Genomic DNA, 15,451 nt, shown 5'->3' on the forward strand with positions numbered 1-15,451 from the left:
CTCTAGACAAGTGATTTCTGTTTATTGAATTGGATCACTACATTTCCTTACAGACTATAGTCAGCAGTTCTTCAGTCACTGAGACGTTCTTTTTGAATCATCTGCATGCGTTCATTGAACAAAGCCGGATACGACAGCAAACCTAAACACACACTTGTTAAAGCGGCGGTAGTCAATAAAAGAAATACCACCAGCAGCTGAAACTGTACGGCTTCCAAGGGATCTGCGCCTGCAATAATCTGTCCACTCATCATTCCGGGCAGCTGGACAAGACCAATCGTTTTTTGACTTTCTATCGTAGGAATCATGCTTGCCTGTATGGAACGGATCAGCTGACGGTGAATAGCTTGTTTCGGTGTGCCTCCTAAAGACAGAATCAGCTCACTTTCAGGACGGTGTGTTTCCACTTCGGCAATAAAACGGTTGAGAAACAGAATGGCCAATACCATGGAGTTCCCAATCACCATACCTGTCAATGAAATGATGTACTGCGCCGTTGCAGGAACAATAGCAAAGCCGAGTAAAATCCCCTGCGTCAACACTTCCAGGAAAATGAAGGTCACAGCCAGTTTCCATGTGATTCCTCTGATCTGCTGACCTTTTTTTCGGGCATTCTGAACAGCGGCCGCAATCATCAGAGCGACCATCAGAAAGATGAACAGATAACTTTCCGAATCAAAGACAAATTTGAGTACGAAGCCTACGAGCAGAAGCTGGACAGTGGAACGGACAGCCGCCACGATCGTATCCTTTTCAAGCTGCAGCCCCAGCGTTTTCGACAACATAATCGGGATAAAGACAAAAACAAGCGTCAAAAGCAAAGCAGTGGCCGTCATCAGAAATCCCCTCTCAAAAAGCTTTGGACTTCGGGGTTTTCAGAATGATTCAGGACGGAGATTTCTCCCGTCTCCTTCACTTTTCCATTCATCATAATCCAGACATAATGCCCCATCCGCTTCGCTTGTTCCAGATTATGTGTAATCCAAACAACAGTGATCCCATGGATTTCATGCAAACTCCGAATTAATTCTTCCACTTCATGCAATGAAGAAGGATCTAGAGCTGAAGTGATTTCATCCAGCAATAAAATATCGGATTTATTCAGCAGTGTCCGTGCAATCGACACCTTTTGACGCTGACCTCCCGAAAGACTGTTGCTGTCGTGCTGCAGATAGTGATGTTCAAGCCCTACTTGATCCAGTACTTCACACGCTTCTTCCTGATGGAGTTCTTTCCCCTGCAGACGCAGAGTAAGGGCTAAGTTGTCATAGACAGTTCCCTCAATCATTGGTGTCTGCTGCAAAACCATCCCTGCCCGCCGGCGCAATTCGGTAGGCACCATCTCCTTAATCGGTTTGCCGTCCAAATATATTTCTCCTCCCGTCGGATTCAGCAAGCCATTGCACATCTTCAGCAATGTCGTTTTTCCCGCCCCCGAAGGACCGACCAAAACGGTAATCTGCTGTTTCGGAAACGAACCCGTCACTTCATCAATAATTTTCATATTTGCTGTTTCAAATGAAACCCGCTGCAGATGAATTGCCGGTTCATATATTGAAGTATGTATCTCCCCATTCATTCTGTTCACCTTTTCTTTCTCAATCAATTTTCAATAAATCCAGTGGTGTTACGATGCCAATCAGTTTTTCGTCCTTCCCTCCCTGCTCTGTTATGAGCAAAGCTTCCAGTCGGTTCCCCTTCAGAATGGACCTCTTGTAATATTCTTCTGCTTCATAAACAGATAATGTGCTTTTGATAAAACGGTAGGTATTTTTACGTTTTTCATGATTATAAACGTCAAATAATGTCGGTATTTCCCGGGAAATGTCGTCTTTATTCTGATCCGCCAGCCAGTTCATAATACCGTTTGCCGTGATTAATCCTATGAATCTCTTCTTATGATAAATCGGCAGCTGATTAAACTTCTTTTCCCTGATCAATTTCAAACCTGTTGCCAAAGATTCATTCGCCTGCAATGTATGCACTTTTCCTTGAAAGAGATCTTTTACCGTCTGAGGATTCGATAATTTCTCCTCGATCGATTCAATCATTTCGACGATGATATCATGGGGTTCTGCAATGGCATAATCCAATCCCGTTTTATTATGTACAATCGCATTTCTCAAACTGCCGAATTCCCGCAGTTCCTCTTCATAATGACTGATCAGCGCATTTTTATCTTTTGCTTTATCTACTCGTCTCGAGAATGAAAAGTGAGGCGGCAAATCCGTCATCTTTGCCAGTATTTTATCAATTCGATTATAAGCCACGATAAAACGATCTGAATTTTTCGGTGCCATTTTCATTCCACCCTTCTTATATAGGCAGAGTATATCATAATTCAGCATTATTCTAAGTCTATCGATAGTCTGTTATCTATATTATTTCATAAAAAAGAGGCTGTCCTGAAAGTCAGATTCAACTTTCAATGACAGCCTCTTTCTAAATCAATTTATCCGTTTGGCCTGCACAACCAGCCGGAATTCATTTGAACGTTCGGGATAACAGGTGATTAACGACAGTAAGGCAAGTCCATCCTGACGGTTCAGAACTTCTACTTGCTCCGGTTTCACAATTTGAATATCAAACACTTCATACTGCTGAATACCTTCCACAGTTTCAAACGTGAATTCCTGTCCTGTCTCCACTTCATGCAGACGGTTAAAATAGTGGCCGAATACATAAGACTGGTGACCGGCAATGGCGTAACTGCCACCTGTTTCGCCCGGTGAATCCATATTTTCAATTGCTCCGAGGCCTGCTGCAAGCGTTTGGTCATCTGCTCCGAGCAGCACGGGTGAATGGAGATCGATTTCGGGCATATCGAGTACCCCTTCTATTTGATCAAATGAAGAATTCTTTCCTGTTTTCTCGGGATTTTGTGTCGCTTTTACTGATTCTTTATCCTGATCAGCCGCATCCGCCTTCATGGCAGCAAACGCATCCAGATGCTCAGACTGCTTTGACTGATTCGAATTAAATCCGAAGGCGAGAAGCAGCAGTACTGCTGCTCCTGTCGCCATCAAGACATTGCCGATCCATTTGCCGACGATGTGTTTTTTAAGCATATTTACTCAGCGCCCATTTTCGTGCAGTAATTCCGCCGAGTAAGAACAATGCAGCAAGGATCGACATCAGCATCGGATCCAGAAATCCTCCAGTAGTCGGTAATCTATCTGCCGAATCCGCGGCGAACGGCTGCCCTGTCGAACGGTCAGACAAACTGTTTTTCATTGCAGAGTTATTGCCTGATTGATCCGGTGACAGCGCAATCCATTCATTTGAATTCCCCTGCACTCGCTGACTGTCTGACGAGTTATCGTCTGATGCGCCGGGTAATCCATCGGTTCCATCTTGCCCTGGGTTCCCTGTTTCCACATTCGAATCAGAGTCTCCGTTGTCATTCGGTATGCCTGGAACTACATTCGCATCTCCGGAATTTTCATTCCCTTCAGACTGATCATTTGGATTTGAAGTGTTGCCATCTCCATCTTCAGAGGGAGTGCCGCTGTCTTCCTCATTTGGAACTGTTGGAATGGGATTGATTTCAATTCCGGGAATTTCCGTAGTTCCATCGTTTGCATCTGGCACATTGGGATTGTTCCCATTATTGCCGGGTTCTTCTTCAACATCTGTATCAGGAACAGACGGCCCGCCAGGCACAATTACCGGTGGCGTTACCGGCGGTGTTACCGGTGGAAAAGCTGCTGTCGGTTTGAATGTTTCATTGGTCAGAATATCTGCCTTTATATCGCCAATGACAGGCAGCGTCAAATCCACAATTGCAACGCCTTGCTTGATGTGAGTTCCTTCATCAGTCGTTTGTTCAGTTTTCCGTAAAATGTTTATTGTACCGTCTTCAAGAAGTGTTCCGTTTAAAAGAATTTGAGCGACACCGGTTGAAAGAGATGAATCGTTTCCGTTTTCTCTTTCATGGCGGTCCAGCACGCCGAGTGATAAGTCGCCGATGACCGGTAAATTTTTGATCATTGAATTCACAACGCCTTCATCAAGCGCAAATGAATTCTCATCCTTTTTCACGTGAGAATCCAGCACTCCGACATGTGCATCATCGAGTAAACCGGGAGCTGCCGTATCCACTTCCACTACTCCGCCGTTGCTCGTATAGCTGTCGTCTGTCTCCTTCACATGTCGGTCAAGAATACCGACATGCGTCTCATCCAATATCGGCGCTTTTTCAATCGTTGCCTCTACTACTCCGCCGTCATATGAAGAGCCTGTTTCGTCTTCTTTGACAGTCGAATCCAAGACGCCGACATGCGTATCGTCAAGCAAACCGGGAGCTGCTGCATCGACCTGCACAACACCGCCGTTGCTAGTATAGCTGCCCTTCGTCTCGCTCACATGCCGGTCAAGAACACCGACATGTGTCTCATCCAAGATCGGTGCTTTTTCAATCGTCGCCTCTACTACTCCGCCGTCATATGAAGAGCCTGTTTCGTCTTCTTCGACAGTGGAATCCAAGACTCCGATATGCGTATCGTCAAGCAAACCGGGAGCTGCTGCATCTGCTTGCACAACACCGCTGTTGCTCGTATAGCTGTCATCTGTCTCGCTCACATGCCGGTCAAGAACTCCGACATGCGTCTCATCCAATATCGGTGCTTTTTCAATCGTTGCCTCTACTACACCGCCGTCATATGAAGAACCTGTTTCATCTTCTTTGACAGTGGAATCCAAGACGCCGACATGCGTATCGTCAAGCAAACCGGGAGCTGCTGCATCTGCTTGCACAACACCGCCGTTGCTCGTATAGCTGTCATCTGTCTCGCTCACATGCCGATCAAGAACACCGACATGCGTCTCATCCAAGATCGGTACTTTTTCAATCGTCGCCTCTACTACTCCACCGTCATATGAAGAGCCTGTTTCGTCTTCTTTGACAGTGGAATCCAAGACTCCGACATGCGTCTCATTCAATATCGGCGCTTTTTCAATCGTTGCCTCTACTACACCGCCGTCATATGAAGAACCTGTTTCATCTTCTTTGACAGTGGAATCCAAGACGCCGATATGCGTGTCATCCAGCAGACTTGGAGCTTCCAGATCTGCTTGCAATGCTCCTCCTTTTGCTGTATAGGAATCATTGGTCTTCTTCACATGCTTGTCGAGTACGCCGACATGCGTTTCTTCCGCAACCGGCACTTTCTCGATATTTACTTCCACCACACCGCCGTCATATGAAGCGCCGTCTTCAGAAGTTGTCTGCTTCTGCTCTGCAACACCTGCTTCCGTCTGACCGACAACAGGCAAATCTTCTGCATTCACTTTCGCCAGGCTTGAAGATGTTTCAGCTGCAGTTCCATGCTGTTTCGTCTCCTTCGCCACTGCGTTCACTTCGACATCATTCGTAATCTGTGAAGACATTTTTACATTCGCGATTGCTTTCTTTTCCTGCTGTTCAGTCTTTTCAACAGGTGCCACATCCACTTCCAAATTGTCAATGATACCCTCGCTCACTTGCACCTTGACTGCAGACTTTCCCTTCTTGCCGGTCTCCTGATTCTTTCTCTCAGGGGAAGGCACTTGAACATTGACATCACCTACTACAGGAAGATCTTTCAACTGTATATCGACAATTGGCTTTGCTTCCTGAACTTCATTGACATCTGAAATAGTTTCAGCTTCCTCATTGGCTTGAGCGATTGCCGGGAGCGCATAAATCGAGACTCCTGCAGCAAATGTGATTCCGACTTTTTTCATCCAGTTTATTTTCATGTTTGTTCTCTCCTTTTTTATTAGTTAGATACTAACGTATAAAAAAGGAGTTGCCTTGGGCGGCTGTCCAGGAGGCGGATGAGTCCACTGGAGCTTGCCCAGTATGTGTTCTGCATACCATCGTGTACTGATTGTCCGAACCGCCTGCAATTGTTCACTCCACAATCCGGCACTCACATCGATATGTGAGCCGTTTGCTGCAGATACCGCAGTCGATGAACTCGACGTGACAACAATTGCCGGTGTTTCAGCTGCTGACGCTTGGTTTTCTTTCATCGGCGGAATCAGCTGACCGGTAACTTGATTTTGACGGTCTTCCGCATTCGTTTCAGGCAGTTCCACTCCAAATGAAGAGCCAGAAAAAACAGGCGCGCGTTCCTGTTGTTCTGTGAACAGCTCGAATGCTTCTAGCCGCTGCAATACATTTTTACCGGCCGCTTTCTTTTCAATTTCTTCCTTCACCAGTTTTTCAGATGATTCATTTACAAGTTTCTCCGTATCCTGTTGTGAATGAACAGTTGATTGTTGTAAAGGAACCATTGGTATCTGTTCAGCTTTTTCAGCTGGCTTCACCTGATCTGCAGGCTTAACGGGCTGAATTGCTGATGACGGTTTTTCTGATGGTTTATACTGCGGATTACCGACTGCCGGCTGAATGATTTCATTCGTTTGCCCAACTGTCTCCGTAACTATTTGATCCGTGACATCTTTCACTTGTTCGCCCCGGCCGTTCAGGTGTTCAGTCACTTGGCCGACAACAGGAGTGACTACAGGGATTTCCGGTAACCTCTCTGTTGTCTGTGTAACTTCGAGCAGCGTGTCTTTCACCAGATCTGTCGTTTTCTCGACAACAGGCACCGTACCGCTTAGGGTTTCACTAATAAAAACTGCCGCATCCTTCACCGTCTGCCGAATCGGCTCTTCAGTCGGTATCGTCACATTCTGCACCGCCTTATTGACCGTCGCAGCTGTGCGGTTCAGCGTGTCTGCTGTAAACGAAACAGTTTCTTCGATGACTGGCGCAGTATTTGAAACGACAGGAACTTCATTGACCGCTTCTGTCACTGTATTTGATACAGATTCTACAGTATTTGTAGTCGTTTCAACTACAGGAACCGCAGTCTCCACCGTGTCACTCACCAGCCCGCCTGTATTTTTCAGCACTTGCTGCACGGTTTTTTCATCAAATGAATTCACTACATCTGTTGTTTGATCCACATAATCAGCAGTATTCCCCACCGTTTCACTTACGGCTTGTACCGTTTCTTCTACCACAGGCGTGACAACTGGAATTTCAGGCAGTTCTTTTGTAACTCCTGCTGTGTCTTTCACAGTCTGCTGAACAGTTTCAGTGGTCTTGTTGACAGCCGGCTGAACCGCTTCAACGGTTTCCCGGACAAAGTCTGCTGTTCGCCCAACCGCCTCGGTTACTGGCTTCTCCGAAGGCGGCCCGGCAATCGTTTTAACAGTTTCCCCTGCAAAGTCTGCAGTCTGCTGAAGTGTCTTGCTTGTCGCTTCTACTGTTTGTTTGACTACTTCTCCAGTATTGTCAACCGTTTTTGTTACCGTGTTGACAAGTCCTGAGATGATCCCGGTATGTCTTTGATCTGCCTTCTGCTCTACTTCCTCTGTCTCCTGACCATGCATAACAGCAGGTAAAGCACAGACAAATAGTATAGTCCAAAAGATTATTTTTCCATTCCTCAAACCTACACCTCCTTCCTACGTAAAATAGAAGGGAATTATGCCCCTTAACTTCGAACTACCCATTAGACAAAATAGTAAACACGTAATTTAACCTGTATATCCAACAACTTTGCAGCAATAGTATTAATAGAGTAAAAGAAATTTTCGGTATTCATACAGGAAACTTCATTCGTCTTTTGAAATGCAGTAAAATACTGCTTGCTATTTATTTAATAACAGTATAGTAGACAGCAAACGATAGGTATATTGAATTACAGACAAAAAAAGCCCTTGCGAAAGTTTAATGAGCTTTCGCAAGAACTTATCTATTTTACAGCACCAAAAACGCAATCGGTGTCACAATAATAATTGTCAAAATCACACGTTGGACCCAAATGACGATTAACTTAGGGATAGAAACCGGAATCTCTGTCGCGACGATACAAGGAACGAGCGCAGAGAAGAAAATGATACCCGATACTGAAACCACTGCAACGATGAACTTCGAAATCAATGCAGATTTAGCAACAAGCAAAGCAGGCAAGAACATTTCAGCGATGCCGAGTGCACTTGCTTTCGCTACCAGCATCGGTTCAGGCACCTGCATTAAATACGTGAACGGATAGAAGATATAACCAATCCAATCAAATACCGGCGTAAATTCTGCCAGCACCAGTCCAAGTAAGCCAATAGACAGAATCGACGGCAAAATAGCCATCGTCATCAACAATCCGTCTTTCAGGTTAATCCAAATATTTTTCGCAATCCCCGGAGCTCCTGAAACCGTTTCCATCGCTTCACTCCATGCAGCAGCAAAACGGCTGCCCTCCGGTTTCATTTCTGGCTGGGGTGTAGACCCTTCATAATACTCATCTTTCATAGAAGCCAGCGGCCAGATGCGTACTGTAATACCCGTTACAATGAACGTAACCACCAATGTAATCCAGAAGTACAGATTCCACATGCTCATGATATCCAATGTTTTTGCAACGACTACCATGAATGTTGCAGACACAGTGGAGAAGCCTGTTGCAATGATCGCTGCTTCTTTCGCTGTATATTTCCCTTCTTTATAGACGCGATTTGTGATCAGGAGTCCTAAAGAATAGGAGCCGACAAATGAAGCAACGGCATCAACCGCTGAACGTCCCGGAGTCTTCCACAACGGACGCATAACGGGCTGCATCAGCACACCGATGAATTCCAATAAACCGTAGCTGACGAGCAGCGCCAAGAATATCGCACCGATCGGAACCAGAAGGCCGACTGGAATTACTAACTTATTGAGCAAAAACGGTCCCATATCGGGATCGAACAGCCACGCGGGTCCGATGTTGAAAATGAGAAGTATACCGACACCCAGTCCAATTACTTTAAAGAACGAGAAGATTATATCCACCGAAGATTTTTTCCATGTTCCTGAAACAAATGGATAAACTGCCCCCGCCAATAAAAGCACTAACGCATAGTACGGCAGGACAGCGCTTACATTCTCTTGAATAAAGCTGACTATATGATCCAGCATAATTGAATTCTTCCCTCCGATAGTCACCGGAACAAAAAACATAAATCCGCCAATTGCGCTGTATAAGAAAAACTTCCACATGCCCGGGGTCGTCTTACTCGTTGTCTTCTCTTTCACCTGTTGCATATCTATTCCCCCTCTGATCTATTAACTATTAACTAATTGGGAAAAATACTGTGAAGACATGACGCGGCATGTCTCCACAGTATTTTCTGAATCAGCCTACAATCTTGCGGCCTTCTTTCCAAACCTTGTCTACATGATTGACACCGAACAGATACTGCAATTCCTGATAGCTGCCGATGTCCCACATCACGACATCTCCTTGCTTGCCTACTTCCAATGAACCTGCGCGGTCTTCTACTTTAATCGCGCTGGCTGCGTTGATCGTTGCGGCAACTAACGCTTCTGCAGGCGTCATGCGCATCGAAATGCAAGCCAAATTCATTACAAGCGGCATGGAAGTTGTCGGAGAAGAACCCGGGTTACAGTCAGTGGAAATTGCCACTGCCATACCTGAATCAATCATATGACGTCCTTTTGCTGCTTCTTCACGTAAATACAGTGCAGTTGCAGGCAATAGGCAGGCAATTACGCCGGCTTCCGCCATATCTTTAATGCCTTGTTCAGATGCTTTCAATAAGTGTTCTGCTGAAATGGCGCCCACTTTAGCAGCCAGCTCAGCACCACCGTATGAAGCAATTTCATCCGCATGGATTTTCGGTATCAAGCCAAGCTTTTTCCCCGCTTCCAAAATGCGCTCAGACTGTTCAGGTGTGAATACATCCAGTTCACAGAACACATCATTGAAGATGGCCAGTTTTTCTTTTGCTACTACCGGCAGCATTTCGTTTACTACCAGGTCAACGAATTCATCTTCTTTACCTTTATAATCCATCGGTACTGCATGAGCTCCCATGAATGTAGGGACAATTTCAACAGCATGCTGTTCATTCAAACGCTTTGCAGCACGCAATTGCTTCAGCTCCGTCTCCAAATCAAGACCGTAGCCACTCTTGCCTTCTACTGTCGTGACACCGTGTTTTGCAAATGAATCCAAACGTCGTCCGGCCTGCTCCACCAATTCGTCTTCCGTTGCTTCACGTGTCATGCGGGACGTTGCGTGAATTCCGCCGCCCGCATTCATGATGTCCATATACGTGGAACCTTCGAGGCGCATTTCAAACTCGCGCTCGCGGCTGCCCCCGTAGACAATATGCGTGTGAGGATCGACAAGGCCCGGTGTTACCAGGCGTCCTGTCGCGTCCACTACATCTGCTTCATTTGCACGGTCGGCATATTGCGCTTCCAATTCTGCCGTAGTGCCTACCGCAGCAATTTTACCGTCTTCGATCCAGACACTGCCGTCCTCAATAATTGCCAAGTCCGACATGTCCTTGCCTTTACGCGGTCCATTTACTCCGGCAATCGTTGCCAGTTCTTTTGCGTGTTTAATCCATACAGGTTTCAATTATTTTCCACCTTCCAACATCGGCATTTTAATTCCTTTTTCCTTTGCTGTTTGAATTGCAATATCATAGCCTGCATCCGCGTGACGGACAACACCCATACCCGGATCTGTTGTCAATACGCGCTCCAGGCGTGCTTCTGCTTCTTTCGTTCCGTCTGCGACAATAACCATACCTGCGTGCTGGGAATACCCCATGCCTACGCCGCCGCCGTGGTGAAGAGAAACCCAAGTTGCTCCGCCGACTGCGTTGATCATTGCGTTCAGGATCGGCCAGTCAGATACTACGTCTGAACCGTCTTTCATGGATTCTGTTTCACGGTTTGGTGAAGAAACAGATCCTGAATCCAAGTGGTCGCGTCCGATGACAATCGGTGCGCTCAATTCGCCGCTTGCTACCATATCATTGATGATTTTACCGAAACGTGCGCGTTCGCCATAGCCTAACCAGCAAATACGGGCAGGCAGGCCTTGGAATTGAATTTTTTCTTGCGCCATTTTGATCCAGTTGCAAAGATGTGTGTTATAGCTGAATTCACGAAGGATCACTTCATCAGTTTTGCGGATATCTTCCGGATCTCCTGAAAGAGCTACCCAGCGGAAAGGTCCTTTACCTTCACAGAACTGAGGACGGATATATGCAGGAACAAATCCAGGGAAATCAAATGCACGCTTTACGCCTTCATCCAATGCAACTTGACGAATATTGTTTCCGTAGTCGAATGTAATTGCGCCTTTATCCATCATTTCCACCATTGCCGATACGTGCTGCGCCATAGATTTCTTAGCCAGAGCAACATATTCTTCAGGATTTGATTCGCGAAGTTTCGCTCCTTCTTCCATTGTCATCTTAGACGGTAGGTAGCCGTTTAATGGATCGTGGGCAGATGTCTGGTCAGTCAATACATCCGGGATAAATCCTTTTTCGATCATTTCAGGAAGAATATCAGCCGCATTTCCTACTAGACCGATAGACAACGCTTTGCCTTCTGCTTTTGCTTCTTCTGCAATACGAATTGCTTCGTCCAATGAATTAGTCTTAACGTCTGTATAGCGAGTTTCTATACGACGGTCGATACGTGTCTCATCTACGTCGATTCCGATACAAACACCGCCAGCCATTGTTACGGATAGTGGCTGAGCGCCGCCCATTCCGCCGAGGCCTGCTGTTACTGTGATAGTTCCTTTTAATGAGCCGCCGAAGTGCTGGTTTGCAAGCTCTGCAAATGTTTCATAAGTTCCTTGCACGATCCCTTGAGAACCGATGTAGATCCAGCTTCCTGCTGTCATCTGACCGTACATCATCAAACCTTTTTTATCCAGCTCGTGGAACGTATCCCAGTTTGCATACGCCGGCACGATATTTGAGTTAGCGATCAATACGCGAGGTGCATTTTCATGAGTTTTGAATACAACAACAGGTTTCCCTGACTGTACAAGCAATGTCTCGTCATTTTCTAATTCTTTCAATGAACGGACAATCGCATCAAAGCTTTCCCAGTTACGAGCTGCTTTACCGATTCCTCCGTATACAACCAATTTATCCGGATGCTCTGCAACGTCAGGGTGTAAGTTATTCATGAGCATACGAAGTGCTGCTTCCTGCTGCCAGCCTTTTGTATGAAGCTCTGTACCTGTATAGTGGATTACTTTTTCCGCTGCAATATTAGTCGATGTATTTGTCATATAAAAAACCTCCTCATAAGTTAGTCTTAGTATACTATGAAGAAACCGCTTGCATCTTTATAATTTATTGTTTGTTTTATATTATATTTACATTAATTAAAGGAAAACGTTTTCAATTATACTATGTTGCCACCAATTTATGTGTATTATCAATCAAATATGTCTATTCTTACGATTGCCTATATTCATATGGAGTCCGCTCAGTTGTTTCTTTAAAACGTTTGCTGAAATAGGCAGGATGCGAGAATCCAGATGTCTCCGCCACTTCCGCTATAGATAAATCGGTTTCCTTCAATAAACGTTTGGCCTGTTCAATGCGGATTCCAAGCAATGTCTCACTGAAAGGTTCTCCTGCTTCTTTTGCATACTTACGGCTCAGTGTACTCTTATGTAGCTTCATTTCATCTGCACAGTCCGCCAGATTCCAGGCAGAGTCCCAATAATTCATCAGCATGCGTTCCTTCACTTTTTCTGCAAAGTACTGAGAAGTGGATAAATCTTTCGAAGTACGGATTAATTCGCCGCTGAATGCAATGAATGACTGAACAATGTCATAGACCACAGGTTCCCGGACTGTTTTATAGAACAGCGCATGGTAGGCCTGCTCCAGTTTATTTGACTGCAATGAGTTCGCCGTCATATAACGCCGGATCTGCGCCAGTATACTCGTCAGTCTGACACGCACCATCTCGGGATTCGGAAATGGCGGCTCAAGCGTCAAGAAGTCGTACTCCAGCCATTCACGAATCTTGACCAACTGCTGTTTCTCGAGCATTTCAATCCACTTTTGCTGATCGATCGGCGACAGAAACGGATCAAGTTCCTTCCATTGAAAGTCTTCTTCCACTTGTGTGAGAATATCATACCCATCATAAAAAATCCGTTCATGGAACAATCTCATTTTTTTATAGAACTCGCGGAAGCTCAATTGTTCTTCCGCCGCATAAAGATAAATCGTCAGCAGCGTCTCATAATGCAGCTTCCACTGCGAAAAAAACATACGATAGGCTTCGTTCAGCAGCTGCATATCTTCTAGCTGATGAATGACGAGCACATGGTCTGAAAACGGGAACACCTGAAACACTCCCGGAAAATCGTAACTTTTCAGTTTTTCCACAAGAACATCCAGCACTTCCAGATCAGAAATCGCCAGAAGACTCATGACCACAGGCCGCTCTGGTATTGTCTCCCGAATGAGCAGATCCTCATAAGAAATCGGATTCTTTTGCTGCGAGGAAGGTTCAGCCAAGGCCGGGTTCTCGTTGCGCCAATGAAAACGGATCTGCTGTACTTGTTTCAGCAGACGCTCTGGTGGAAAAGGCCGGAACAATACGTCCTCCGCTTTAAGAGAAAGCGCTTTGTAAACTGTCTGAAACGTCCGTTCAGAAGAAACACCCAACCAGACTGCGTGCGAAGGAAGCTCCACTTCTTCCTTCATAATGAAATCCATATCGACAATGTACAGATAGGCATCTTGAATGGTCCGAAGCGTTTCGGGACGGTCCCTGACTTCGACTGTGATGTCGTTCCACTGGGAAGTCAGCAGCCATTTTAAACCTTGCGCTTCGAGCGGGTCTTTGATAAGGAGCAGTATATTCACGGTTCATTCACCTCGCGCTGTAGTTGTACTGTATTGTAGCACTTGACCCGATAACTTGAAACCACGTAACGAAAAGAAGCTGCACGGAAAGTCATTTTCCTGGCAGCTTCTTTCATTATTGATTTATTATTTTCGTGATTTGGTAGTTTCCATTTTCATCAATAACAATGGTGTAAATCTTTCTTTTCTCGATAAAATCATGATTCCCGCTGATATCTGTGAAGTTGAATGTTTCGTACGTATACGCTTCAAGTGAAGAATCATAGTACACCACGTCGGTTAAGGTGTTCTCTACGAAATCAAAATAGACATTCTGGCCAGCCATCTCCTCTAAATAACTCCATAATTCATTGGACGCCGAACTGCCGCCTGCTACATAATCTTCAATATAGGCATAGTCTTCATTGGCAAGCGCTGCTTCATACTGACTTCTAAACTCCTGAATGAAGTTCGCAACATCGTCATCGTAAACTTCTGTTTCATCGGAATAATATTCTTCTTCGCCGTCATCATAATAACTGTCATAATCATCGTAGTTATAATCTTCTTCATTACTATAATAGCGTTCCGGAACGTAATCTTCGTAGACCCGGAATAACGAAGCAACCTGCTTGCCGCTCATCGGCTGATTGATCCATTTGTCGACCAGGGCCTGCATGCTGTACATCGGAATGGAAAAACCGAATACGGTATTTTGCTTATATAGAAGGGAGTTGATGCCAATGACTTTTCCGGTATTCGCATCCAAAAGCGGTCCCCCGCTGCTGCCATGGTCAATTTGTGCATCAATCTGATAAATCTTTTCGTAGGTAAAGTCTTTTTGGACATCGCGGTTCAATCCAGTCAGATAACCGATGGAAGCCGTGTTTTCAAAACCTTTCGGACTTCCAATTGCAATGACTTCCGTACCGATAGGCGTTTCTTTCTGCTCCGTCACGAATGCGCGGACATTTTTATTTGCCTCGGATTGAATCAGCGCCACATCATACTTATCGGATATTCCGACCACTCTGCCGGCCATATCTTCTCCTTTGAAATTTCGGACGATGACGTCGGTGAAGCCTGCTACCACATGAGCGTTTGTGACAATATAACCGCCTGTTTTATACAGAAAACCAGATCCCGTGCCTGAACTCGTGACAATCGTGAAAACGCTGGGCAGTGATTCTTTAATCAGCACAGTTTTATCTTTTGTTTGTTGCTCAGACTGCTTCGCGACAGCTGGGGTTGTTTTAATTTTAATATTATCTTCATCATTAACTGCCAATTCTTCGGTTTCAGGAGAAGCGATTGTTTTCTTTGGAAATTTAAAACTCCAGTCCGTAGCATAACCGTATCCTGCCCCTGTCCCTGCTAAGACAATGAGGCATGTGAGAAAAATAGCCGGAATCCATTTACTTTTGACAGGCTGTCCCATTTCAGCACCGCAACCGGCACAGAACTTGGCGTCTTTGCTATTTTCATGACCGCATTTCGAACAAAACATCGCCTTCACTCCTTTTCATCCAAGTGGCTGATACTGTTAATTTCATGAAACTATATACCGGGAATTATACCATATGAACCATTACAAAAGACATGAATTATTTTAAAAAGTCTTCGTTTCTCGTGAAATCTGGTTTTGCAGAAACGCTTTGCCACGCCAAAGTGTCTTGACAGCGAACCAAAACGTCCCCTTACCGCACCTTTCCATACATCCGGCAAATTCAAACAAGTAAAAAACCATCCAAAAAGTCAGATGAACATG

General features: G+C 45.3%; 11 protein-coding genes. All 11 read right to left on the bottom strand.

Annotation, left to right across the window (positions count from 1 at the left end):
- Nucleotides 1–71 precede the first annotated feature (71 nt).
- Nucleotides 72–836 carry an ABC transporter permease gene (locus NCCP2331_RS11150; protein WP_153722001.1) on the bottom strand — a complete coding sequence of 255 codons (765 nt, stop codon included), beginning with the start codon at nt 834–836 and terminating at the stop codon, nt 72–74.
- Nucleotides 836–1,579: an ABC transporter ATP-binding protein gene (locus NCCP2331_RS11155; RefSeq protein ID WP_251670709.1), complete on the bottom strand. Its 744-nt coding sequence runs from the start codon at nt 1,577–1,579 to the stop codon at nt 836–838. The genes NCCP2331_RS11150 and NCCP2331_RS11155 overlap by 1 nt, the downstream gene beginning before the upstream one ends.
- Before the next feature lie 19 nt (nt 1,580–1,598).
- Nucleotides 1,599–2,300 (bottom strand): CBS domain-containing protein, encoded by a 702-nt coding sequence (locus tag NCCP2331_RS11160; protein WP_251670721.1) that lies wholly within the window; start codon nt 2,298–2,300, stop codon nt 1,599–1,601.
- 147 nt (nt 2,301–2,447) lie between these two features.
- Nucleotides 2,448–3,068, bottom strand: coding sequence for a class D sortase (locus NCCP2331_RS11165; RefSeq protein WP_251670722.1), 621 nt, complete (start codon nt 3,066–3,068; stop codon nt 2,448–2,450).
- Entirely contained in the window at nt 3,061–5,739 is a 2,679-nt protein-coding gene (locus NCCP2331_RS11170) for a hypothetical protein (RefSeq protein ID WP_251670724.1), read from the bottom strand. The genes NCCP2331_RS11165 and NCCP2331_RS11170 overlap by 8 nt, the downstream gene beginning before the upstream one ends.
- A gap of 24 nt (nt 5,740–5,763) precedes the next feature.
- Entirely contained in the window at nt 5,764–7,446 is a 1,683-nt protein-coding gene (locus NCCP2331_RS11175) for a hypothetical protein (RefSeq protein WP_251670725.1), read from the bottom strand.
- 310 nt (nt 7,447–7,756) lie between these two features.
- Nucleotides 7,757–9,076: a YjiH family protein gene (locus NCCP2331_RS11180; RefSeq protein WP_153721995.1), complete on the bottom strand. Its 1,320-nt coding sequence runs from the start codon at nt 9,074–9,076 to the stop codon at nt 7,757–7,759.
- 91 nt (nt 9,077–9,167) lie between these two features.
- Nucleotides 9,168–10,421, bottom strand: a complete 1,254-nt coding sequence (gene hutI / locus NCCP2331_RS11185; protein WP_251670727.1) for an imidazolonepropionase — start codon at nt 10,419–10,421, stop codon at nt 9,168–9,170.
- On the bottom strand, nt 10,422–12,104 hold the full coding sequence (hutU, locus tag NCCP2331_RS11190; protein ID WP_153721993.1) for a urocanate hydratase: 1,683 nt from the start codon (nt 12,102–12,104) through the stop codon (nt 10,422–10,424).
- Nucleotides 12,105–12,273: 169 nt separating this feature from the next.
- Entirely contained in the window at nt 12,274–13,704 is a 1,431-nt protein-coding gene (locus NCCP2331_RS11195) for a helix-turn-helix transcriptional regulator (RefSeq protein ID WP_153721992.1), read from the bottom strand.
- Nucleotides 13,705–13,819: 115 nt separating this feature from the next.
- The gene (locus tag NCCP2331_RS11200; protein ID WP_251670730.1) at nt 13,820–15,190 is read right to left on the bottom strand and encodes a trypsin-like peptidase domain-containing protein; all 1,371 of its coding nucleotides are present in this window, start codon (nt 15,188–15,190) and stop codon (nt 13,820–13,822) included.
- Nucleotides 15,191–15,451: the final 261 nt, after the last annotated feature.

This window comes from Sporosarcina sp. NCCP-2331 (assembly GCF_023707945.1).
GTDB classification, from domain to species: domain Bacteria; phylum Bacillota; class Bacilli; order Bacillales_A; family Planococcaceae; genus Sporosarcina; species Sporosarcina cascadiensis.

What these genes read in the sequence shown, in the direction of transcription:
- NCCP2331_RS11200 (WP_251670730.1), bottom strand. Translation starts at nt 15,190, where the DNA reads ATGTTTTGTTCGAAATGCGGTCATGAAAATAGCAAAGACGCCAAGTTC.
- NCCP2331_RS11165 (WP_251670722.1), bottom strand. Translation starts at nt 3,068, where the DNA reads ATGCTTAAAAAACACATCGTCGGCAAATGGATCGGCAATGTCTTGATG.
- NCCP2331_RS11170 (WP_251670724.1), bottom strand. Translation starts at nt 5,739, where the DNA reads ATGAAAATAAACTGGATGAAAAAAGTCGGAATCACATTTGCTGCAGGA.
- NCCP2331_RS11160 (WP_251670721.1), bottom strand. Translation starts at nt 2,300, where the DNA reads ATGGCACCGAAAAATTCAGATCGTTTTATCGTGGCTTATAATCGAATT.
- hutU (WP_153721993.1), bottom strand. Translation starts at nt 12,104, where the DNA reads ATGACAAATACATCGACTAATATTGCAGCGGAAAAAGTAATCCACTAT.
- NCCP2331_RS11180 (WP_153721995.1), bottom strand. Translation starts at nt 9,076, where the DNA reads ATGCAACAGGTGAAAGAGAAGACAACGAGTAAGACGACCCCGGGCATG.
- NCCP2331_RS11150 (WP_153722001.1), bottom strand. Translation starts at nt 836, where the DNA reads ATGACGGCCACTGCTTTGCTTTTGACGCTTGTTTTTGTCTTTATCCCG.
- NCCP2331_RS11155 (WP_251670709.1), bottom strand. Translation starts at nt 1,579, where the DNA reads ATGAATGGGGAGATACATACTTCAATATATGAACCGGCAATTCATCTG.